Source organism: Stenotrophomonas maltophilia group sp. Smal13, from assembly GCF_030236855.1.
Lineage (GTDB): Bacteria > Pseudomonadota > Gammaproteobacteria > Xanthomonadales > Xanthomonadaceae > Stenotrophomonas > Stenotrophomonas maltophilia_A.
In genome coordinates this window covers 10,139-33,722 of the sequence record NZ_JASJSQ010000052.1, presented here as the reverse complement: position 1 = coordinate 33,722, position 23,584 = coordinate 10,139, and the positions used below count along the sequence as shown (strand labels likewise).

Genomic DNA, 23,584 nt, shown 5'->3' with positions numbered 1-23,584 from the left:
GGCGGCTGCACCACCGGCCGACGGGTGCTGGCGGTGTCCTTGAACAACAGCCACCACACCGCGATGCCGAGCACCAGCAACGCGGCCAGCACCAGTGCCACGGTCACCAGCAACTGGCGACCGCGCATGCCGGGCTCCGGTCGAGGGGGTTGATGGGCCGTCATGCCTCAACCCTGCGCCTTGCCGGTGACCAGGCCGACCTGGGCCAGCTCCAGGCGCCGCAGCAGGTCCAGCACCTCGACCACGCGGGCGTACTGCACCTGCGCATCACCGCGCACGATCACCGGGAAATCCGGCGTGGTCGCGCGTTCGGTACGCAGCCGGTCTTCCAGCTCGGCCATCGTCACCGGGTAGGCATCCAGGAACACCTGGCCACTGGGGTCGATGGTGATCGCCTTGGTCTTCGGCTTTTCCAGGGCCACGCTGTTGCTGGCCTTCGGCAGATTGACCTCGATGCCGGGGATGGAGGCGTTGCTGGTCAGGATGAAGATCACCAGCACCACCAGCAGCACGTCGACGAAGGGCGTCACGTTGATGCCCTTCTCGCGCTTCTTGATGCCGAACTTCGCCTTCTGGCCCATGGCGCGCCCCTCAGCCCTGGACCGCGGCCGGGCCGCGCCCGTCCTGCTCTTCGGCCAGGCGCGCGGCGAACTCGTCGATGAACACCGCCATGTCCGCGCCGATCGCTTCGGCACGCGCACCCAGGTAGTTGTAGCCGAACAGTGCCGGGATGGCGACGCCGAGGCCGGCAGCGGTACACAGCAGCGCCGCGGCCATGCCGGGCGCCACCGAGTTGATGTCCACTGCGCCGGCCATCGCCGCCACCACGAACACCAGCATGATGCCGATCACGGTGCCGAACAGGCCCACGTAGGGCGCACCTTCGATGGTGGTCGACAGCCAGTTCATGCGCCGCGCCATCGCCTCCTGCTCGCGCACCATCACCGCATCCATCGAGGCACGGATCGCGGCGATGGTGGCGCCACTCAGGTAGCCACTGTTGCCGTCGCGCTGGTGGCGCTGCTGCATTTCATCGATGGCCACCTGGTAGATGCGCCACAACGAGCCATCGTGCATCGCAGTCGGCGCCTTGCCCTGGCGGTCCATCTCGGACAGAGTGCGCAGCGGCACACCGGACAACTTGCCGAAGCTCTCGGTGAATACCGCGTTGGCCTTGCTGGTGCGGCCGAAGTGGCGGCTCTTGGCAATCATGATCGCCCATGACATCAGCATCATCAGGCCGAGGATGGCGACCACCACCCAGGCATCGAACGGCATCGCCTTGAGAATGAAGCCGAAGTGGCTCTGCCCGGCGGATTGCTCGTCGGCGCCGTAGCTGATCAGGCGCGAGTCGGCGCCCTGAGCGGTGGCATCGGCCAGCAGCAGCGCCGCCGGACGTGCAACCCGCGAGATGCGCAGCTCATCCAGAGCGCCTTCGAAGTTGGCCAAAGGCTGTGCAGCACCCGGGGCATCGGCGCCCACCACCGGCGCGGTACCCAGCGCCGGCAGCTCGCCGCTCAGCTGGGCCACTACACGGCCGTTGAGGTACAGCTGCAGCGCACCCTTCTCCGCGGTCAGTGCCACGTGCGCCCACTGCCCTTCCGGAATCGGCTGTGCCGGCGTACTGCGCTGGCCATTGAGTTGCACGAACGGCACCCGGTTCTCGATACCGACCACCAGCTCGGAGGCGCCATCGCGACGGGCATAGATTGCCTGCGCCGCATTGTTGCTTCCCGGCTTGATCCAGGCCGAGAGGGTCAACGGCGCCCCCGCTTCCTGTGCCAGCGAGGCGCTGGCCGGCAACGGCAGCGGGCCTGCGCCCAACTGCACGCCACGGCCGATCACCGAACCTTCGGACGGCGGCACCACAGCACCGGCATTGTTGCCGTAGGCGGTGGTGTCGCGTGCAGGCGCATTGGCTTCGGCGAAGTGGTAGACCAGCGTGTAGTCCGGGTCGAACACCTGCTGGCCGTTGCCGCTGGCGGGGGCCTTCTCGTTGCCGTAGTACATCCAGATCGTCTGCGGCGCCGCGGCGCTGACTGCCGGCACGTCCACCCAGACCAGGGCCAGGCCCAGCTTGGGATCGAACTGTTCGATCTGATGGGCCAGCACGGTGCGGCCATCGCCCGACACGAAGCGCAGGTCGTTGCCCGCGTCCTGGGTACCGTCGAAACCGAAGTTGCCGGTATGCAGGCGCAGCAGCAGCGGCGTGCGGCCCGGGTCACCGGCCAGGCCCGCGCCCTGCGGACCGGCGTCGACGGTGATCGGCTTGCGGTACTTCCATTCGGCCTGCCACCAATTGGCATCGGCCGCAGCAGCAGGCAGCGCAACCAGCGCGGCCAGCAGCAACAACACTCGGGAAAGCAAACGGTCCATGCGAAGGGTCTCCGGAGAACGCATGTTCAAGGGAAGGGTCAGTAACTGGTGCTGATGTTGAAATGCAGGCGCGGGTCGTCCTTGCGCGTGACCGGGCCATCGGCATAAGGCCAGGCGTAGTCCAGGCGCAGCTGCAGGTGCTCACCCAGGCGCAGCTGCGCGCCCAGGCCGACCGAGGCCAGGTTGTACTTGTCACGCTGCTCGGGCAGCGGCTGGCGCAGGCGCAGGTAGGCGGCGTCGGCAAAGCTGTAGACGCGCAGATCCGTGCCGCTCCACAGCGACCACGCCGGGGTACGCCATTCCAGGCTGGCCAGGCCGCCGTAGTCGCCGATCGCCTCGGCCGACAGATAGCCGCGCACGGTGTACATGCCACCGGCGGCGAACTGCTCGGCCGACACCAGCGGTGCGTCGGTCACCTGCAGCGAGCCGCGCGCGTACCACTGCCAATCGCTGCCGAAGGTGTGGGTGTTGGCCACATCGGCCTTGAACGCGATGAAACTGGGGTCCGCCCAGTAGCGCTTCTGCCCGAATCCGATGGCATCGCTGCCATAGCCGAACAGGCGGCGGGTACCGGCCACCAGCTGGGTATTGATGCTCAACTGATCCTGCTCGCCCTGGCGCACACCGACAAACGCCAGGGTGATCGGCGCGTACTTCAGCGGCGTCTTCAGGCTCTCCTTGCCCATCTGCGTGTCTTCCTCGGTGTCCTTGAAGTCCACGCCGAGGCTGAGCTGGCGCCACCACTGGCTGCTGCCGGCCAGTCGATAGTTGAGCTTGAGACCGATCGAATGGCCGTTGCCGATTACATTGGTTCCGGTGCCGGTACCCACCTGCCCACCCGCGTTCAGCACGCGGCTGTCGGACTTGTAGCCGGACGCTTCCAGGCTCCACGGCGTGCCCTCGAACGGCATCATGTACGAGGCCGAGAACACCTTGGCCTGCTTGGTATCTTCCGGCGCCAGGTACACGCCGATGTTGGCGCTGTGCCCGCGCTTCCACAGGTTGTCGTAGGCCAGCGATGCACTCAGGCGCAGCTTCTCGGTGTCGGCGCTGTGGTCGTTGTTGAGCGCCGCGCTGGCACGCCACGGCGACTTCTCCTCGACCTGCAGGTCCACATCCATCGTGCCCGGCACCTGGCCCTCGCGCACCAGCGGCATCACCTGGCGACGTCCGCCTTCATTCAGCGCGGTCAGTTCCTTCTGCGCCTGGTCGAAGTCCGGCACCTTGCCCTCGGCAAGTGCCGGCACGCGTTCGCGGATGCGTTCGGGTGATTCGTGCTTCGTGCCTACGACCCGCAGCTGCCCGATCGGCGTCTGCTGCACCTTCAGCAGCACGACGCCGCCACTGACCTGCTGCTCGGGCAGCTCGACGTAGACCGACTGGTAGCCTGCCTGCTGGTACAGCGCATTGACGGCATCGCGCGCCTTCTCGACATCGGCCAGGGTCTTGCCCGGGCCGAGGAACGGCTCCACCGCACGTTCGATCTGGCGCGGATCGAGCACGGTGTTGCCGCGCACGATGTATTCATTGATGTTTACGCTGGGCGCAGGCGCCGCGTCCTGCGCGAACAATGGCAGCGGCATCGCGGCCAGAGCCAGCACCAGCGGATGCAGGCGCAGCGGAAGGCGGACGGCTCGGCACGGAACAGGAGTCATCGAAGGCATCGCGTCGTATCGAAGGGAGTGGCCAGGGAGCGGCGCGTGGGTCTACCAACAGGACGTGTACGTCGCGTCAAAACCGCCAATAGTTTTGTGACAGCACTGTCATCTTTTGACAGCGCCGGAACAGTTGCAGGCGGACACTGTCTTCGCCATACGTCTTCATTGCTGAGCGTCGGTTTTCGCAGGAGATTCAAGATGAGTGAGTCGTTGGAGGCGGGCTTTCGCCCTGCCCTCGCCCTTGCCTTGTTGCTGGCGTTGCCATTGGCCTGGGCCGGAGAGGCGAAGAAACAGGACGATGCCGCACCCTGCATCGAAGTACAGGTCAACGGCGAGCGCATTCCCGCCTGGGAGTGCCTGCAACGCAAACTGGCCCCGGCGCCGAAATCGGCGAAGTCACCGGCGCTGCCTGAAGCCGAACGCCTGATGCGGCAGCCGGGCAACCAGCTGATGCAGTACAACCTGGAAGGCACACGACAGCGCATGGGCGATGCCTTTGGTCGTTCGGTGGAACCGCAGCGTCCGGCGCGTTGAGCCTGCGCAGCTGTGGAGCCGGGCCCGCGCTCGGCTGCGCCTACCTGCGTTGCGGACGGCACGCGAAAAGCAGCCGAGCGTGGGCTCGGCTCTACAAGGAGCTGGCGGGCACGATGCCATCGGTCGGCACCGCTGGCAGCGCGGGCACCGGCAGGCTGCGCGTTTGCCCGGCCTGGTTCAGTTCCACAGCGCTGGCGCTGATGCTGGCCAGTACCGTGCAGGGTCCGAGTCGTTGGCCGGGCGCATACGCTTCCGCTGGGCGTCCATCTACCGAGAGCAGGGCCAATGGCGCATGGTCACCCGCCATCACGCCCAGCACGACCACCTCGGTCTGCACCGCGCCGGGAGACAGCAGCCGCACCAGTGGCAGGCTGGCCACCGCATCGAACATCGGCCGTACCGGCGCCTCGGCATGCGCTTCGCTCGCGGCCGCCGCTGGCGCCACCGCAGACAGGGTGACGCTCCAATAGGCCACCACGGCCAGCAGCAGCGTCGCCGCCAGCAGGGTCAACATCCGATTCCGATCCCAGCGCCTGCCGTCCATGTTCCACATCATCGCCACGTTCGTGTCCGCCTACGCTAGCAGGTGCGGCTGACGCTTTTGTTTCATCATGCGGGCCTACGCTGGCACGCATCGGCAAGGGACAGGAGGCAATGTCGATGCGACGCATCCCGCGTGGTTTCACCCTGCTGGAACTGATGGTGGTGCTGGTGATCATCGGCATCTGCACGGCAGGCATCGGCCTGGGCCTGGGCAGTCTGCTAGACCCCGCGCGCCAGCTGCGGCAGGAAGGCGAACGACTGGCGCAGCGCCTGCAGGTGGCGCGCGACGAGGCCCGCATCGATGGCCGCCCCCTGCGTTGGCAGGCCGACGCAGCCGGCTATCGTTTCAGCCGCCTCGAAGGCAGCCGCTGGGTCACCGTTGAACGCGATGATCTGCTGCGTCCACAGAAGTGGCAGGCTGCAGGCATCGCGGTGCAGCCCACCACCGCCATCGAGCTGAGCCCGGAGTGGATCGGTACCGCCTGGGAGCTTGGACTGTCGCTGGACGGCCGCGCACTGCGTCTTCGTGATGATGGCAGCGGACAGTTGCAGGTCGTGCAGTGAAGCGGAATATGCGCGGATTCACCCTGATCGAAGTGCTGATCGCACTGGCGATCGTTTCGATTGCGCTGGCTGCGGTGATGCGCTCGGTGGCAGTGGCGACCGACGATCAGTCACGGCTGCGCGACCGTCGCCTGGCGCTGTTGTGCGCGCAGGACCGCTGGCAGGAGCTGCGCCTCGCCGGGCAGCCACCGCAGGATGCGCGGCAGCGCTGTGTGCAGGGACGCGGCAGCTTCCTGGTCCTGCAGCATCTGGGCACTGGCAGCGACGGGCAGCCGCAACTGGAATTGACCGTGGTGGCCGAAGATGCACCGCGACAGTCGCTGGCGCGGATGCAGCTGCCGTGGACGGCGGCGCAATGAGGCGCGCCGCACGCGGCTTCACCCTGTTCGAGGTGATGATCGCGATCACCATCATGGGCGTGCTGGCGCTGATCTGCTGGCGTGCGCTGGACAGCGTGGCCAACAGCGACCAGCGCCTGCGCCAGGCCGATGCCGAGACCACGACGGCGCTGCGCGTGCTGCAGCAGTTCCAGCGCGATATTGAAATGCGTGCCGACGATGCGCTGATGAATGGCGCGGTGCGCCCGGCAGATCGTCCGCAGCGATTGCTGCCCCCGTCGCTGGTGAGCGAGCGGCACCCGGATGGCAGCTTCGCGCTGGAAATCACCCGCAGTGTCGGCAGTGATGGGCTGCACTGGCAGCGGGTGCGCTGGTGGCGGCAGGGCAGCACGCTGTGGCGGGCCAGTGGTGCGGCTACAGACCGGTATCCCCTGCCCGCACCGGATCCGTCGAAGGGCATTGCGGTGGCGCGCGATGTGCAGCGGTTCGAGGTGCGGGCGTGGCAGCCTGGAACGGGATGGGCCGTGTTGCCGAGCGAGGGCGAGGTATTGCCGGCCACCGGACTTGAACTGCGGTTGGGCCTGCGCGATGGGCGTGGGCCGTTGAGTTACCGGCGGGTGCTGGAGCTTTAGGATTGGTTCGTGGCACCGCATCCACGCATGGCGTGGATCTACTGCCGAGCCTGTTCCTGCTGCGCGGCCTGCTCTGGTGGGTGCCGACCTTGGTCGGCACTGAAGCTGGCCAAGCCATCCACGCATGGCGTGGATCTACTGCCGACCAAGGTCGGCATCTACCGTGACACATGCGCGCGTCCCTCCTGCCGCCGGGTGCTCTCCTGCACCCGGCGGCGCTGTGTCGGTGGTCCTCACCGCTGATGGCCTCTCCCTGCCCTCCGTGCCGTCCTGGCTGGGGCCGCCACCGCTCCCTGGCGGCTGGCCCGATGCTGCAGCCCGATGCGGTGCACCGGGCAATTCGTGCCGACCAAGGTCGGCACCTACCGGGATCGCGCGATGCCTACCGGCGCTGCGTGCCCTCGTCGCGGCTTGCCTGCGGGAACTGGAACGCGCTGTTGGCGTCGTAGCCGCTGTTGGCGGTCGTGCCGCGCGCCGGCGGCGCAATGCTGCTGGTGCCACTGCCGAAGCCCAGAATCTGCACGCTGATCACCGATGGCTGGTTGCGCCGCGCGTCGTCCTGGCTCTTGCGCATCACGTCCTGTGCCGCCTGGCTGGCGCTGTTCGCTGCCGCACTGGCCGAAGCCAGCGCATTGACGTTCACCGTGGCCAGCACCGGCAGACCCTTGCTCTCACCCTGCACCTGGATGTTGGCCGCGTTGAGCACCTGCAGCGCGGCAAGGTTGATGTTGCCCGAAACACGGATGCCCGCTTCGCCCGCATCGATGGTGCCCAGCGGCGCGATCAGGTCGACGTCGCCCGGCGGCACTTCGGGAATCGGGTCCAGCGTAGCGAAGCCGGCACCGCTGACCGGTGCGAGCGGTGACAGACTGACGTTGCCCCAACGGTCGTACAGGCGGCGTGGCGGGGTATACACCAGCGTGGTGCGCGAGCCACGGCCCGCATTGATGTCGCCCTGTTCGGACCAGGCCAGGATGTCACCGCCAAAGGTGGTCATCACCCGCGACAGACCCAACAGCACGCTGTCCTGGCTGAACAGCCGGATGTCGCCCTGCCCCTGGGTCACCAGGCCCGCGCTTGCCGGCGGCGCCTCGCCAACCACGCCCACCACGATCTGCCCGCCCGGCGCCATCAGCTCGATGTTGCCACCGGCCTCGGTGCGTACGCCGGCGCCGCCATACATCACGATATCGCCGGTGCGCTGGATCGTCTTGCCCGCTGCATCCTTGTCCGGCATCAAGGTGGCGATGGCCTCGCGGCCCCGCAGGTAGGAGCCTACGCGCGGGCCATCCGCATCGGTGTACTCGCGGCCGCCCTCGCGCAGTTCGGCGTAGTAGACCTGGCGCAGGAAGATGCGCTGCTGCTCCTGTGGCAGTGTGTCGAACAGGGCCAGTGCCTGCGCGCCGTCAGCGCTGATGTTGAAACGCTCCAGCAGCCACTGCTTCAGTTCCTTGTCATAGACCTTGACCACCTTGCCCGGCTGCGACGCCAGTGTCTGCGCGGGATCGGCCAGCCGGGTCGCATCCAGGTAGCGTGCACGCACGGCGCCGAAGTCGACCTGCTGGTTGCCGGCGGTCATCGCGATGCTGGCACCCGGGCGCGTGTCGCCCTGCACCAGGCCGCCGCGGCTGGCGATGCTGCCGCGGTCTTCCTGGCGCAGCTGACGGCCTGCGCTGACATCGACATTGCCGCTGCCGTATACGGTGACGTTGGCATGCACGATGTCCCGCCCGGCCTGCAGCACCGTGACATCGCTGGCACTGTTGTTCAACGCAAGGACGGTGCTGGACAGGATGTCCTGGCCTGCACGCAGCTGCACCGGCGCAGCCACATCAATCCACTCGCGAACGGTGCGGCGGCTGCCACCGGCGGCGTTCAGCATCCATTGTTCGCCCGTGCGCAGACCGATGATGTCGCCCGAGCCTGCGTAGAAGCGGTTCGGCGTGCCCCCGGCGGTGCGTGACACCGCCGCCATGGGACGGTTCGGCCCAAAGGCGAACAGGGGTATGGCATCGCCCCATGTGGGTACCCGAGCATTGATGCCATCGGGCGAAATGTTGCCGAGCAATTCGGTGCCCTTCGCGTCCCGTGCGGTGAACACCGGATCGAACGGGGATGGCAGGCGAGTGTCCGCACCAGAGCTGCTGATGTACGGTGACCGATCGCCGGCGATGATCGAGTTGCCAGCCAGCAACTGCATGCTGCCCGTAGGGGAAGGAGCGGTAAGCAGTATGTTGTTCTCACCGCCTTCGCCCAACTTGATGTCGCCGCTGGTGGCCTGCACCTGCAGCCTGGAGGGATAGATCCAGTAGGCGAAATTGTCGCCGGTGGATTCCGATCGCAGATTCTGCCCCGGGGTGCTGGCATGCGCTGTCAGCGGGGTGGCGTCGCCGCCGAACGAAACCAGATTTACTGCCGTGGCCGCGGTCCACAGCGAGAAGCCGGTAGTACCCGCCGCAAGACCGCCTCCCGCCAGCGCCACCTGCGGCGCATTGAATTGCACCACACGGCCGGCATCGGCGACGCCGCCCAGGATGACGTCGCCCCGGGCGTGCAGGTTTGCCACGGCGTCGCCCAGCACCAGCACCGGACCACCCATCGCCTTGCCACCGAAAGCGCGGAACGGATCGCTGGGGCGCAGGCCACTGCTGGGATCAGTGTACTGGGAGATGCCGACGGCACTGCCGCCAATGCGGGAGGCCTCAAGACTCAGGCTGCCGCGCAGGTTCGTGAATGTGCCATTGAGTTCCAGGTCCTGCTCGTTGCTGACGTGATTGATCGTAGTGGCCATCAGGTTCGGGTTGAGTGCACCGCTGGCGCGCAGGCTCAGATCGCCACCACCTGTCAGCACCAGCCGCCCATCATCAACACGTCCGGTCGAGCCCACGGCTGCGTTGATCGCGGTGGAGAAACGGGTGCTGCTTGTGTTCTTCAGCGCGTCACCCTTGGCATCGGTCACACCGGCATGCCTGCCCGCATCAATCTCCAGATTGCCGCCACCCAACGTACCAAAGCCGGTGAAGCCGACCATGCGTGGACTGGGGTTGGAGAACGTGGACACATTGGCGTAAGTGCCGAAGTTGATCCACCAGGCGACAGGCTGCTGCTCGACGCCCGCAACCGCACCTGTGCCCTGGCGCCACAGCCAGTTGGCAACCGCGCCGCTGGCGTGGTTGGCCAGGTCACCCGCCACCGAGCCGGACGACGACAGCGCACCCCATGTTGCCCCGGTCACGTCGCGGCCGGCCGCGATGCTCAGGTTGCCGCCGTGATCCGGATACCACGCGCGATAGGCGGCAAGTGCCGCGTCATAGTCACCGCTGGACTGCTGCAGCCCGAGCAATGCCTCGCGTCCGGACGGCGGCGCGCGCTCGGACTGGAAACGGGCATCGAGGCCATTACCCAGCGCGGTCGGCGTTCCCGCGGTATAGACGCCGTACACCGAGCGCATCGACAGATCGCGGCCGGCCATCAACTGCAGGTCGCCACTGCCGGTGCGCAGCACGCTCCACAGCGGCGTGCCATGTTTCGGTTGACCCATGGTCGCCACGTCACGCATCTCGCCGGGCATCACGCAGATGCCCGAACTGACCGAACCGCACAGCTCCTCTTCGGTCATCCCGAACATCTCGGCAGTTTCCTTCACGGGCATGCCGACCAGCGACGGATCGCCCATTTCATCGGCACCTTGCGCCGTGAACAAGTAAGGTGCCGCCTCGCAGCTGCTGCCAGTCGCGCAGATCGCAGACTCGGGCTTGCCCAGGTGCTCGGCCAGCGCCTTCACCGGTTTGCCGACCCAGCTTGCATCCACACCTTCGCGCTGCGCACCCAGGGCGGTCACCCGCTGTTCGCGCACGAACGTGGAGACCATGGTCGCCGCACGCACAACGCCGTAGTGGGTGTCGGCCAGCACCAGATCGCCGCTTCCATTGCGCCGCGCACGCGGGTCGGCTGCCTCGGTATCGGCGCCCGCAACGGCGGTGAGATCCCACGAGGTGGTGCCCTCGGGCAACATCTGCGCCAACGCCCAGTTGCGTCCCTGTCGACCATCGCTGCCCACCGGGCGCAGGTCGATCGGTTGACCGCCGGCCAGCTCCAGCGTGGTCATTGCCGGAATCAGCGAACCTCGTGCCAGCGGTGTGCGCGCCGCCAGTCGCAGCTCCGTCGGCAATCGCGCGCCGGCCGGCCAGGTCGTGGCCCTTACGCTGGCCTCGCTGCGCAGCTGGAAGCCCGCGCCCAGGCGCGAGCCGGCGGGCAGTTGCAGCGCCTGCGCCAGCACGCTGCCTGCGGCACGCACCTGACCATCGGCCAGCGTAACCGCGGCCGGCAGCACGTAGCCTGCCGGCAACGTAAGTGCCTGCCCCAGCGTCATCTCCACCGGCAACGTGGTGCCGGCAGGCAGCACCGCATCGCGCACCGCAATCGCGTAATTCAGCACGGCACCCGCCGGGAAGCGCGTACCGGCCTCCAGTACGACGTTGTCATTGGGCACCAGGATGTCACTGCCGAACGGTGTAATGCCGGCACCGAAACTCTGTCCGGGCACCAGCTGCCAACCGCGATCATCCGGGCTGGCAGGTGGCGGCGCAAAGCCGTCGTTGATGCTGCCATGGATGAACAGGTCGCCGGCTGCGCGCAGGCGCAACGCGCCCGCCTCACCGAAGCCGCGTCGCGCGGGGTCCTGTCGATTGGCCTGCGGGCCGTAGCGATAGCCGGAAAGATCGATATCGCCGCTGACGGTCAGATCACCATGCGGGTTGCTGGACGAAATCGCGCCGACGACATCCACGCCGGGACGCAGGCGCACGGTCCCCAGTGTGGCCAGCCGTGCCGACAGCCCGGCATTGCCCAGCGCGGCATTCATCCATGCAGTGTTGGCTGGGTCAACCACCGTATCCAGCCACGACCGGGTAACCAGCTGGCCGCGTCGGCCGTTCACATCCGCCGTGTCAGCCAGGGGTGCGTCGTCATAGCGGCGCACGCCGGTCACGAAGATATCGCGCGCGCCGAGTACCTGCACGCCACTGCCGGTATCGACGCCGGCATCGTCGCTGCCCACTCGCGGCACGTTCAGCACGAACGTGCCGCGGGCGCGTCCATCGTTCTGCCCTGCTCCGGTACCGACGGCAACGCCGGTGCCGCTGCGAAGATCGATCCGCGCCGCCGAACCCAGCTGCACGCGCCCATCGCGGCTTTCCAGCTCGACGATGGCACGGTTCGGGCTGTCGATGATCTTGCCATAGCTGTCCACACGCAGTGCCGTGCCGTGTGCGTCCAGGCTTCCGTCCAACTGCAGGCCATCGCGCGCGGCCAGGCGGATGCTGCCAACCTGGTCGCCGCTGGCGTCGATGCGCCCGAGCACCCGCAGCGCACCACCGTCGACGCTGATATCCACCTTGCGCGCTTTCACTTCGTCGCCGATCAGCAGGTCTCCCTGCTTGATCTGGAAGCTGCGCGCTCCAGTGACACCGTCGCGGGTAAGGCGCTGGTTGAGGCCACTGAAGTCTGTCAGTTCACGTGCGCGCACCACCAGCTCACCGTTCTCATACGGCACCAGGCTGCCACCTGCGTCCAGCGTGCCGCTGGCCAGGCCAAACAGCCGTCCTGCCAGGTCGACATGCCCGCCGGCAGTACCCAGCGCGGTCACGGTGAGACGACCCGCGCGGTTGTTCTGCGCCGACAGATCGACGCGCGATGCTGCGTCGCTGCGCACGTCACCTTCCGTTGCTGTCAGCGTGACGTCACCGCCGACACTGTAGGTATCCACATCGAACAGGCTGACCTTGCGCCCGGCCAGATCGAGGTTGGCGCTGCTGCCAAGCTGCACCGAGCGGGCCGCCGTGGCCGCCAGGCGGCCCGAGGCCAGCGCGATACGGGTGTCGAGGAGAATATCGTCGGCGTCCAGCGTCAATTCTGCGCCCAGAGCATCGGCCGCCGTCGAGGCGCCTGCGCCGTGCACGCGCAGCGTGCCACCAGCAGTCACCGCCAGCTTCGCGCCTGCTTCGGCAGTGACCAGCGGTGCCTGGATATCGAGGTTGCCGCCACTGTAGGTCCAGCCCTTGGCTGGGTCGTAGGCGCCCTGGAACTGATGCACATTCAACGCACCATTGCCGGCGAAGACCACCTGCTGTGCGGCACGCAGGTTCACCCCGGCGAAGCCGAGGACCTGGCGTCCGGCCACGACCTCCGAGGCGGGCCACGACTGTGGCGCCGGGCCGAGCCGCAACGTATCGGCAATGATGTCCAGCTGGCCACTGCCAAGGCGGTCGACCATCGCCGCCCCGCCGGGCTGCGCGGCATTCGAATCCGCAAACCCACTTGCCGCAAGTGCACCGGCCCAGGTGAGGTTGCCGGCGAAGATGCGCGCACGGTCGCTGCTGTTGCCATAGCCATGGATGGCCGGTGCGCCCAGCACCAGGGTGCGCAGGCTCGACTTGCCGGTCGCGCTGTCGCGCGTATCAAGATCGACACTGCCGAATACATTGATTGACTCGGCCGCCGAGAGCTTCAGCGTCTCCAGTGCCGGTGCGCCGGTGGCGGTATTGCCGCGCAGCAAGGTGGTCAGCACCTGCTGGTTCATCAGCATGCCCGGCGGCAAAGCGGCGGCCGCGGCGGCCTGCGCGATGGCATCGTCGCTGCCCAGATTGATCGCCGCCACGCTGACGCCGAGCTGGCGGGTGCCGTAGCTGGCCGTGTCGCGCAGCTGCAGGCCGCCATTGGTGGCGACGTTGATGCTTCCCTCCGACACCAATCGTGCCTGGCCCGCACACTGACGGCCCGGGTCGCAGGTGCCGATGTCGAAGCTGACCAGCGACGGATCGGCTCCCTCGCGCAAGGGCGCGGCCAGCAGATCGGTGCGCCCGTTGGACACCACCATCACTCCGCCTTCGGCCTGGTAGTAGAAACCGGCGTTGTCGGGCAACGGAGCGGCGCCGCGACCGAGCGTGTCGACGCCTGCGCCTGCCTCCACGCGCACGCCCTTGCCTCCGGCCACCGCCCCCAGAATCACCTCAGGCGCACGCAGGACCGCGCCGTCCCGCAACACCAGGTTCTGGCCGACACCGGCCACCTGCAGGCGCTGGTTGCTGGTCGCGCGGACCTGTGCGTTGAGCACCAGGCGCGAGGGCTGCAACGCGTTGAGCACGTCCGCCTCGATGGTGGCACCATTGCCAGTAGAACTGGGCGTGCGACCGGCCGCCACCACTTCCAGTTCACCCAGCCGGTTGACCAGGTTCACTTCCACCGAACCGCCAATGCCGGCGCTGCCCGCCGCCGGCGCAAACCGGGTCTGGCCCTGGAAACTCACAGCGGGCGTGCCGTCCCTGCCGGCGCCATTGCCAAGCCCGAGGCGCAGCGTGCCGGCATCGACGGTCTGCCAGCCGCGCGGCGTGCCCAGCCGTTGTGCCGACGTGGTCACGAATGCGTTGTAGCTGGTCTCGTTGTAGCTGGAATGCCGGCGAACGGTATCGGCCGGGGTCAGCAGCAACGCGGTCAGCAAGGGCGAACGCAGGCCACCCAGCGTCGACCCCGTGTGTCCGCCGACCATCCAGGAGCCGGTGCCGGTGGCCAGCGGTGCACCGATACCGACCGCGCCGGTGCGCCCCAGCTCCACCCGGAACGCGCCCTGCTGCAGCGCGAAGCTGGCCGGCAACAACGTGTAGGTGCCAGCCGGCAATCCAGGCACGCCTGCGGGAATCGTGATCTGCTGGCCAATGCCAGGGTCCAGCGAGCCGTCACTCAATCCCAGCGGCGCTGCACTGCCGGTGTAGCCGGGCAGGATCGCATATACCGGACTGGCCGATTCGCTGAAGCCATAACGCGGATTGGCATCGGCCAATGCATGGCGCAGGATGTCGACCGAGCCACCGCGCCCGCTGACAAAGGCAGCACCGGTCAACTCGCCGCCGCCGGAGAGATCCAGCAGCGCCCCTTCGGCCACCTCGGTACGGCTGCTGATGATGGCGATGCCCTTGGGGTCCGCGCCGGGCGCGACACCGCCTACCGGCGGTATGGCATGGGCGCTGCCGTCCCTGCGCCAGTCCACGCCATCGACGGTGCCACCGAACGGCACACTGAGCCCCGCGCCGCTGGTGGAGGTCACGCTTCCGGGCAGCAGCGTCACCGAGCCGGCCCGGCGCCCGTCGGCATCGGTACCACCCAGGGTGATGGCGCCCAACGGCGCCCGGAGGATGCCGCCCTGCTCGATGGTCGCTGCCACCACTGACAGGCCGCCGGACACCGACAACGGCAGGACTGGAACCGCCCCGCCAAGACCATGGATGCGCACGATGCCTTCGGCATCATCCCAGCGGCTGATCGCACTGCCCGGCTGCGACACACCGGCCGCCAGCACGCCGCCCGCATCGGCCACCGGGTACAGCTGCGCTGCGGTTACGTCCAGGCTGCGCGGCGCGATCAGCTGCGCGCCGGTACTGCCGAGCGCTGCGCCACTGCCCAGGAAGCGCAGATCGCCGCGACTGCGCAGTTGCACGTCATCGAACCCCGCCAGCCAGGTGGTATTGCGCAGGTCGATCAGGTCCGCATCCACACTGAAGCGATGCTGGCGACCGGTATCCACCGCCACGGCAGCGGTACCGACCAGGGTATCGCCAGGCAGCCTCAACCAGCTGCTCTGCGCCAAGCGCACGTAGGGCGCGCTCAGCGCAAGCAGGCCGCCAGCGCTGCCGCCCTGCAGCATGCCCAGCCCATCCTGTTGCAGACCTTGGAAGCGCAGGCTCTGGCCGAGGCGCAGTTCCACATCACCTTCGGCACGCACGTTGCCGAACAGCGAAAGATTGTCGAAACCACCGGCACCGACCTGCGCCGCCGACAGGCGTGCGTGCCCGTACTGCAGCTTCGCCGGCACGGCCTGCTCGCGATCGTCCTGGCTGAGCACGATGGCGCGCGGCGCCAACACATCTTCGCTGGCACCGCCCGCATGGATGCTGCCTCCGAAGGCGATACCCAGGGTTCCGCCCTGCGCGCCGGCGCCGCCTGCAGCGGCCTGCAGAGCGCCCTGCAAGTACAGCGCATTGGCCGAGCGCACCACGATGGTGCCGCCATCGCTGGCCACATCCTGGCGGCCGGCGCCATCGATGTCCAGCTGCGCCGAACTGCCGTTGGCCAGCAGTTTCGCACCGCGTTCAACCACCACGAATGCATCCACCGGCCGGTCAGGCACGTTGTCCTGGCCGTCCCAGTCGAGCGCGCCTCCAATCTCGATGCTGCCCCCCTTGCGCACCTGCCCGCGCAGGCGGCCACTGGCATCACGCGCAGTGAAGGCGTCACCGCTGACGTCGAGTACACCCTGTGCACCGATGCGGTAGGTGTGCTCGTTGCGCTGCGAATCGAACAGGCTGGTCGGTTCGCGAATGTCATCCAGGCGGATGCGGCCACCCGCCGCTTTCAGGCTGCCATCAACCGTGATGCTGCCCGCGCCGCGCAGGGTGATCGATTGACCGGCATCCACGCTGACCAGGGCGCCGCGACCGATGCGCAGACCACCACCGGCCTCGCCCTGCTGTGAACGCAGCGTCAGGCTCGCACCGTTGCGCTGACTGAACCTGCCGGTGATCGGATCCGCGCTGTACAGGGGTGCCGACCAGACCTGCAATGCGTCGTGCCGGTCGCGTGCCTGCATCGCTGCTTCGGCCAGGCGCAGGCCCGGCATGCGCACGGCGACGATGGCTCCGTCCGCCACCTCCACACCTTGCTGGCCATTGATGTCATAGCTGGCAAAGCCCTTGTTGAACAGGGTCTCCTGCAGGGTGAGTGCGCCGTCGGCCGGCTGCCCGCCGATCACGATACGTCCACCATCGCCCAACGACAGCGTACCGCTGCCGCCGCCGAGCGCGCTCAAGCGTGCATCGCCGGACAGCTGCAGGCGACCGACCCGTCCACTGCTGTCGGCCACGCTCGCTGCCTGCAGGCTGACGTCGCCGCCCTTGCCGATCGTGACCTTGCCCTTTGCATCAACCCGACCGCCGCCATCGACGCGCACGTCGCTGCCCGGCACCACAACATCATGGCTGTTCTGCAGCCGCAGCTTGCCGCCGTCAGTCCACGCCATGCCCGGGCTGGACGCCGGTTCCAGCAACGCATTCACCCAGCGGCCACTGAGATCGATGCGCGTGCCCTCCGCCAGGGCCACGTGCGAACGGCCGCCCTGCAGCAGCCAGGCGGCGGGAGCGCCCACGCGGGTCAGTTCATTGCCCGCCTGCACCTGTCCACCCGCGATCTGAATGTCACCCCTCAGCAGTACATCGGCGGCCGTGAGCACCAGCTGGCCACCGTCCTGCAGGCGCAGCGCACCCTCCACCGCGATGCTGCCACCGCTGGCCAGATCGATGCGTCCCCACTGCTGCGCGCTGAGCTGGTTGGCATCCAGCCACAGCGTATTGCGCTGCTCCTGTTGCAGCGGCGCCTGCAGGGACACCTCGGCGGCAGGCAGCCCGCCATCGACGATCCGCACCTGTGTGTCGAACACCGCGTTTCTGCCGTTGCCGTCGTAGCGCCCAAGCCACAGCTGGGCATTGCGCGCTACGGCGGTCTGCGCCTGCGCGTAGCCGTCGCGCGCAGCATCGGGTGTCTTCGATTGCTGCGCACCCTGGAAAGTATCGGTCGCCACCTGACCCTGCAGTACCGCACTGGGCGCGGACACCAGCAGACGGCCCGCGTCGCGGCCCACGGTATAGCCGTTCTCCACCCGCTGTTCAGCACCGATCAGCGGATTGCGGAACACATCGGTGGCTCCCCAGCGCTCCTGCTTTACTTCAAAGCCCCGATACAAGCCGTCGTACCGCATTTCGGCCGGCGCATCATCCAGCCGGTACAGCTGACCGTCGGTGCCACGCAACCAGCTCTGCTTGATGGCACCGCTCTGCACATCCAGGCTGCCGCCAGCCAGGTTGATCCTCGAGCCGGCATGGGTGACCACTTCGCTGCCGGACAATTGCACGGTACCGCCCTGCGCGGCCCATTCGCCGATCGAATGGCCCTGGTTGTCGAGATACCCCCCGACTTCCAGCAGGCCACCACCGGCATACCAGCGCTCGGCGGTGTTGCCACCGGTGCCTGCGGCCACGTGCTGCAGCTGGCGGCGATCGATCCAGACCTCGCTGCTGATCAGCTTGCCGCTGTCGCGGTTGTCGGGCGAATCACGCAGTTCGTTGCCCTGCACCTTCACCTGGACGTTGTTGCTCTCCATCGCAACCCGCACGCCCACCGCACCGGACACATCAATGCGCGCGGCATTGCCGGCGTAAGTCCGGCGTGCGCCTTCCGCTACCACCTGACCGCCGGTGGCCACGGTCAGCGAACCGTCCTGGAAATTCACGTCGCCGCCGGACACAATCTCCACGCGTGACTGGTCACGCCGGTCCTGCATGCGCGAGAGATTGTCGAATGTGCCAGTGCTGCTGGCGCCGCGCAGCAGGTCCTGCTCGGCCGAAGCCTTGACCAACGCATCACGGCGGCTGTCCAGGGCCGTGTTCTTGCCATCGTCTTCGATCAGCACCGCCGTGGTCGCGCCGCTGGCCAGGGTGACCGTACCGGCACGGTCGCTGATGGCGTTGAGCAGGTGCACCGTGCCGCGCTGGTCCAGCGTGGTAGTGGCCACGGCTACGCCGGCCTGTTCCACCCTGCGCCCGGCCAGAGTGATGTCGCCCTCGCGCGCCTGGATCAGGCCACTGTTACGCACGCTGCCGGCACTGCTGCCGGCCGCGATGCGCGGCGCGATCTCGTTGCCGGCCGTGGTCGAGGCGGTGTTCTGCGCGGTACCCACGCCGCGGCGAATCACGAACGAGTCGCCCGCAGCCAGCTGCGTCTGGCCCTTGCGCGTTTCAATCTGGCCGGCATTCTCCACGGTGTGGCCGGCCAGCAGCACATAGCCACCGCCGCGGGTGGCCGAGGCAGGCGCCTGCGTGGTGATGCGTGCGCCCTGCTCAACCAGGACCTTGCCGAAGGCATCGGTGAGCGCAGCGGTGTTGTTGTCGGCACTGTACAGGCCGTTGTCACGGAACTGGCCATCGCTGATCCGTGTCGCTGCCGCGACCAGATTGCCCACGTTGACCTGGCTGTTGTTACCGAACACCACGCCGTTGCGATTGACCACGAACACGGTGCCGTTGGCCTTCAGCTGGCCGAGGATCTGGCTCGGACGCGCGCTCGGATCATTGACCCGGTTCAGCACCGCCCAGTCCGCATTCTGTTTGAAATCGAGCGTGGTGTTGCCGCCGATGTTGAAGGTTTCCCAGTTCAGGATCGCGCGGTCGGCGGTCTGCTCGATGCTGACCTGCACCTTGCCGTTGCTGCCCTGCGACTGGATCGCTTCGCGCGCATTCACCCAGCCACGGGTCAGCGGATTCTCATCAACCTTCAGGCCGTCCTTGCCGAGGCCGTCAGCAATCACGAACCCGGCGGCGCGCTGCTGCGTGCGCGCCTGCTCCTGCAAGCGCTGCTGCAGCGCAATGGCCTGCGCGGCGGTGCCCAGATTGTCGATCGACTGCTGCAGTTTCTGTCGCGCTGCATCCTGTTGCTGGACAGGCAACTGGAACTGGATCGGCACACCGTTGGGCATGCGCCCGCTCTGCGCGGCTGCGCCCTGCGCTGCACCGCGGTCGGCAAACCAGCCTGGCGAGAATGCCTGCTGCGCCTGAGCAGGCAGCATGGGCGTGGCGCCCAGCGCAAGCGCGATGGCCCAGGCCATCGGATGGCGGTGCGGCGCAGTGTGCGGAACAGGCGAGTGCAGGTGCGACATCAGGACCTCGAGCGACCGACGGACGGTCTGCGGCATAGGAGAGATTCGACTGCCCGCAGGCATCGCCGGGCACTATCAGATAGACGTTGTCCGCGCCGGAAAAACGACAGCTTCTTCACATTCGGCGCGACCACAAAAAAAAGGCGCCGACCTCGCGGTCGGCGCCCTGTTCAGCAGGTACGGTGGATCAACGGCCGATGCCGGCGCAGGTGCTGGCGTTGCCCAGACCGGTGGCCGGGGTGGCCGAGATCAGGTTGTTGGCAACGGCTTCACGCCAGGTCTGGGTCAGCGGGATGAAACCGTGCGCACGCACGGCAGCATCGTTGTTGCCATCCACGCCCAGGTTGTAGTGCTTTTCCAGGAAGTTGCGGACAGCCTGGCGCTGCGGCAGGGTGCGGTAGCACTGTGCGAACACCAGGTTGGTGTAACCGGCGATCGGGTAGCCGGCGGTCGGGTTGGTGAACACCGGCACCCACTTGGCCGGGTTGGCAATGTCGGCACCGGTCGGCGGGGCGACGGTGTTCAGGGTAGCGGCAACGCTCACTTCATCCGGCGAGAAGCCCTTCACCTTGGCAATCTTGGTCGCATCCTGCAGGTTCGGGATCACGTCCGGGCCGACATAGCCGATGGCGCCGGCAACCTGGTAGACACGGTTGTACAGCGAGGTGCCGCCGGTGGCCGGGGCCGCTTCCAGGAAGGCCGGCAGGTTGTTCTGCGCATCGCGGGTGAACAGATCAGCGAAGGTCGACTTGACCTGGAACTTGCCGCCGACCAGACGGGTGGCGCTCAGGTCTTCGGTGGCGCAGGCGGCGGTCAGGAAGCGGGTCAGCAGCTCGCTGGTGCCGCTGCTTTCGCCGCGGTAGATGACCTTGATGGCGCCGCTGCGGGCGCTGTCCAGCTGCGACCAGTCGTTGATCTTGCCCGAGAACACGCCGCAGATCTTGGCCACGTCAAGGTTCAGATCACCACCGGCCTTGTTGTACGGCACGGTGACCGAGGTGGCGACCGACGGCAGCTGCAGCACCGGGCCGAGCGTGGAGGCCAGCGCCGAGCTGTTGTAGTTGCTGATCTCGGTGCTGCTCAGGACCGAGTCGCTGCCAGCGAAATGGACGTTGCCGGTGCCGTTGGTGATGAACAGGCCGATGGTGTTCTCGAGGAACGCCTTCTTGCCGGTGCCCGAGCCGGTCACGGCGTAGCTGAAGTTGGCCGGCAGGATGCTGTCGGCCTGGCCCTTGTACAGATCGGCCGGCAGCGAGGCGCCACCACCGTTGATGAGGGACTGCTGGGCCGAAGCGGCACCGGCGGTGGCGAGCAGCGCGGTAGCAACCAGCGCGGCCAGGGTCTTGTACTTGTTCATGATCTTCTCCTGAAGGGTTTACTGCGAAGGGAAACACCAAGGGAGGAACGGTCACTACACGCCTGCTGCCGCCGAGGGCCTCCCAGCCCACTCTGCGGCGACGTGTCCATGCTGGTCCGCGCCGATGACAGGCCGCTTAAGAAACCTGTGGAAGATCGAAAAAAGGTGTGGAGGATTGTGTGGAGAATCGAAAGCGTGCCGTGATGCGCGTTGCGCATCACTGGACCAATTGATTCATTTCCATGATCGGCATCAACACGGCCAGCACGATCGTGAGCACCACGCCGCCCATCACCAGGATCATGGTCGGTTCCAGCAGCGCGGTCAGTGCCATCGCGCGACGTTCGATCTCGCGCGAGATCGTCTGTGCAGCACGATCCAGCAGCGGTGCCAGCGAGCCGGTCTTCTCACCGCTGGCCACCAGGTGCACCAGGATCGGCGGATACACCTTCTGCACCTTCAACGCAGAACCCAGTGCAGCACCTTCGCGTACGCGCGAAGACACATCATCGGCACAGCGCGCCAGCAGCGCATTGCCAAGCGTCTGCCGCGCCGCCTCCAAAGCACGCAGCAGCGGCACACCGGCATCCAGCAGGATCGCCAGCGTCGAGGCAAAGCGCGCACTGTTCACACCCAGTACGAAACGCCCGACCATCGGCACCCGCAGCAGCATCGCGTCCCAGCGCAGGCGCAGCTCGGGCTTGCGCAGAGCCAACCGCCATGCCACCACCAACGCAGCGATGCCGAGCCCCGCCCCCACTCCCCAGCTGCGAACGAATGCACTGGCCGCCAACATCACCTGGGTCAGCATCGGCAGCGTCTGCCGCGCCTGCACGAACGCGGTCACCACCTGCGGCACCACGTAGCTGAGCAGGAAGATCACGATCGCCACCGACACCAGGCTGATCGCCGCTGGGTAGATGAAGGCGGTCAGTACTTTGGCCTGCAGCGCGTTGCGTTCTTCGATGTAGTCGGCAAGGCGCTCCATCACCCGCGCCAGGTCACCGGAGTCTTCACCTGCGCCCACCAGCGCCCGATAGATCGGCGGGAAATCGCGCGGCCGCGCGGCCAGCGCAACGGTCAGGCGCTGGCCGGCACGCACGTCGGCGCGTACGGCGGTGAGTGCCTGGGCCACATGCGGGCGCTCGGCCTGTTCGATCACCGCAGTCAATGCGGCTTCCAACGGCAGGCTCGCGGCCAGCAGGCTGGCCAGCTGGCGCGTGGCCCAGGCCAGCTCGCTGGCAGACAGCCGGCGGGCGCCCCAGCCACTGCCCGCACCGCGCGCCGCGCTGACCTGCACGGGTGTCAGCCCGCGACCGCGCAGCAGCTGGCGTGCGCCGCGCGGGCTGTCGGCGTCCAGCTGACCCTTCTCGATGCGGCCCTGCGCGTTGGCAGCCTGGTAGTCGAACAGTGCCATGCAGGCCTCAGTCGTCGCCGGTGACGCGCAGGATCTCTTCCAGCGTGGTCACCCCGCTGTCGACCCAACGCTGGCCGTCCTGGCGCAAGGTCCGCATGCCGGCACGCCGCGCCGCCTCGCGCAGCGCAGGTTCACCCTGCCCTTCATGGATCAGCGCACGCACGCGATCGTCCACCACGAACAGCTCGTGGATGCCGGTACGCCCCCGGTAGCCGCTGTTGGCACAGGCCTCGCAGCCCACCGCGCGCCACACGGTACGGCCCTCGCCGTCCACCTCGGCGCGCCGGCACTGCGTGCACAGCCGCCGCACCAGCCGCTGCGCCAGCACGCCGCGCAGCGACGAGGCCAGAAGGAACGGTTCCACGCCCATGTCGGCCAGGCGGGTCACCGCCGAGATCGCGTCGTTGGTGTGCAGGGAGGCCAGTACGCCATGGCCGGTCAGCGACGACTGCACCGCAATCTGCGCGGTCTCCAGGTCGCGGATCTCACCGATCATGATGGTGTCCGGGTCCTGGCGCAGAATCGCGCGCAGCGCCGTGCCGAAGCTCATGCCGATACGCGCGTTGACCTGAATCTGGCCGATGCCGGCGAAGTCATACTCCACCGGGTCCTCCACGGTGAGGATGTTGGTGGTGCTGCTGTCGAGCTGGCCCAGCGCCGCATACAGCGACGTGGTCTTGCCGCTGCCGGTCGGCCCGGTGACCAGCACGATGCCATGCGGCTGCCGGATCAATCCGGTGAACGTGGCCAGGGTGTCATCGGCCATGCCCAGCCGCTGCAGCTGCAGACGGCCGGCATCCTTCTCCAGCAGTCGCAGCACGGCGCGCTCGCCATGCCCGGTCGGCACCGTGGAGACGCGGATGTCCAACGGACGCCCACCCACCCGGATCGCGATGCGCCCGTCCTGCGGCAGCCGCTTCTCGGCGATGTCCAGGTGGGCCATGATCTTGATGCGCGACACCAGCGCCGCGTGCAGTGCGCGCCGTGGCTGCACCATGTCGCGCAGGGTGCCGTCCACCCGGTAGCGCACCACCGAATGGGTCTCGAACGGCTCGATGTGCAGATCGCTGGCGCCATCGCGTGCGGCCTGTGCCAGCAGCGCGTTGATCATGCGGATCACCGGCGCATCGTCCTGTGCATCCAGCAGATCGGTGACCTCCGGCATGTCCTGCATCAGCCGGTCCAGATCCACTTCACTTTCAGCAGCCCCGACCACGGCAGCGGCATCGCCGCCGTCACGGTACTGCTCACCCAGCCGCTGCTGCCAGGTCGCTGCATCCAGCGCCTGGAACGGCAGCGGGCCATGCCGTCGGCGCAGTTCGGCCACGGCCCACGCCGCGGTGTCGGCGGTGCCCAGCAGCACCGACTCGCCGCCAACTTCGGACAGCATCACGCCGTGGCTGCGCAC

12 protein-coding genes and 1 pseudogene are annotated in these 23,584 nt (G+C 67.6%); 4 read left to right on the top strand and 9 right to left on the bottom strand.

The features are described from left to right. The 4 genes and pseudogenes from QRO95_RS25325 to QRO95_RS16425 all read right to left on the bottom strand — a co-directional run. A pseudogene (locus QRO95_RS25325) lies at window positions 1–128 on the bottom strand (ferric siderophore transporter TonB); the annotation flags it as partial. A gap of 39 nt (window positions 129–167) precedes the next feature. Further along, window positions 168–581 (bottom strand): biopolymer transporter ExbD, encoded by a 414-nt coding sequence (locus tag QRO95_RS16435; RefSeq protein ID WP_005409874.1) that lies wholly within the window; start codon window positions 579–581, stop codon window positions 168–170. A gap of 10 nt (window positions 582–591) precedes the next feature. Next, window positions 592–2,376 (bottom strand): DUF2341 domain-containing protein, encoded by a 1,785-nt coding sequence (locus tag QRO95_RS16430; protein ID WP_201116339.1) that lies wholly within the window; start codon window positions 2,374–2,376, stop codon window positions 592–594. Window positions 2,377–2,414: 38 nt separating this feature from the next. Next, window positions 2,415–4,031: a ShlB/FhaC/HecB family hemolysin secretion/activation protein gene (locus QRO95_RS16425; RefSeq protein ID WP_049399765.1), complete on the bottom strand. Its 1,617-nt coding sequence runs from the start codon at window positions 4,029–4,031 to the stop codon at window positions 2,415–2,417. A 201-nt stretch (window positions 4,032–4,232) separates the two neighbouring features. Here QRO95_RS16425 and QRO95_RS16420 point away from each other — a divergent pair, with 201 nt between their 5' ends. Further along, the gene (locus QRO95_RS16420) at window positions 4,233–4,568 is read left to right on the top strand and encodes a hypothetical protein (RefSeq protein ID WP_285303022.1); all 336 of its coding nucleotides are present in this window, start codon (window positions 4,233–4,235) and stop codon (window positions 4,566–4,568) included. Window positions 4,569–4,659: 91 nt separating this feature from the next. Here QRO95_RS16420 and QRO95_RS16415 read toward each other — a convergent pair whose 3' ends face one another. After that, the gene (locus tag QRO95_RS16415) at window positions 4,660–5,124 is read right to left on the bottom strand and encodes a general secretion pathway protein (RefSeq protein ID WP_285303021.1); all 465 of its coding nucleotides are present in this window, start codon (window positions 5,122–5,124) and stop codon (window positions 4,660–4,662) included. Between the two features lie 104 nt (window positions 5,125–5,228). Here QRO95_RS16415 and gspH point away from each other — a divergent pair, with 104 nt between their 5' ends. The 3 genes from gspH to QRO95_RS16400 are packed head-to-tail and all read left to right on the top strand — an operon-like array spanning window position 5,229 to window position 6,645. Beyond that, on the top strand, window positions 5,229–5,675 hold the full coding sequence (gspH, locus tag QRO95_RS16410; protein WP_180847662.1) for a type II secretion system minor pseudopilin GspH: 447 nt from the start codon (window positions 5,229–5,231) through the stop codon (window positions 5,673–5,675). Between the two features lie 8 nt (window positions 5,676–5,683). Beyond that, on the top strand, window positions 5,684–6,034 hold the full coding sequence (gene gspI, locus QRO95_RS16405) for a type II secretion system minor pseudopilin GspI (RefSeq protein ID WP_285303020.1): 351 nt from the start codon (window positions 5,684–5,686) through the stop codon (window positions 6,032–6,034). After that, window positions 6,031–6,645, top strand: a complete 615-nt coding sequence (locus QRO95_RS16400) for a prepilin-type N-terminal cleavage/methylation domain-containing protein (RefSeq protein WP_285303019.1) — start codon at window positions 6,031–6,033, stop codon at window positions 6,643–6,645. The genes gspI and QRO95_RS16400 overlap by 4 nt, the downstream gene beginning before the upstream one ends. A gap of 382 nt (window positions 6,646–7,027) precedes the next feature. Here QRO95_RS16400 and QRO95_RS16395 read toward each other — a convergent pair whose 3' ends face one another. The 4 genes from QRO95_RS16395 to gspE all read right to left on the bottom strand — a co-directional run. Further along, window positions 7,028–19,402 (bottom strand): filamentous haemagglutinin family protein, encoded by a 12,375-nt coding sequence (locus QRO95_RS16395; RefSeq protein ID WP_285303018.1) that lies wholly within the window; start codon window positions 19,400–19,402, stop codon window positions 7,028–7,030. 187 nt (window positions 19,403–19,589) lie between these two features. Beyond that, window positions 19,590–20,759 (bottom strand): substrate-binding domain-containing protein, encoded by a 1,170-nt coding sequence (locus QRO95_RS16390; RefSeq protein WP_049400282.1) that lies wholly within the window; start codon window positions 20,757–20,759, stop codon window positions 19,590–19,592. A gap of 217 nt (window positions 20,760–20,976) precedes the next feature. Further along, window positions 20,977–22,176: a type II secretion system inner membrane protein GspF gene (gspF, locus tag QRO95_RS16385; protein ID WP_285303017.1), complete on the bottom strand. Its 1,200-nt coding sequence runs from the start codon at window positions 22,174–22,176 to the stop codon at window positions 20,977–20,979. A 7-nt stretch (window positions 22,177–22,183) separates the two neighbouring features. Further along, window positions 22,184–23,584 (bottom strand): type II secretion system ATPase GspE (gspE, locus tag QRO95_RS16380; protein WP_285303016.1); only part of this gene is annotated, 1,401 nt, incomplete at its 5' end.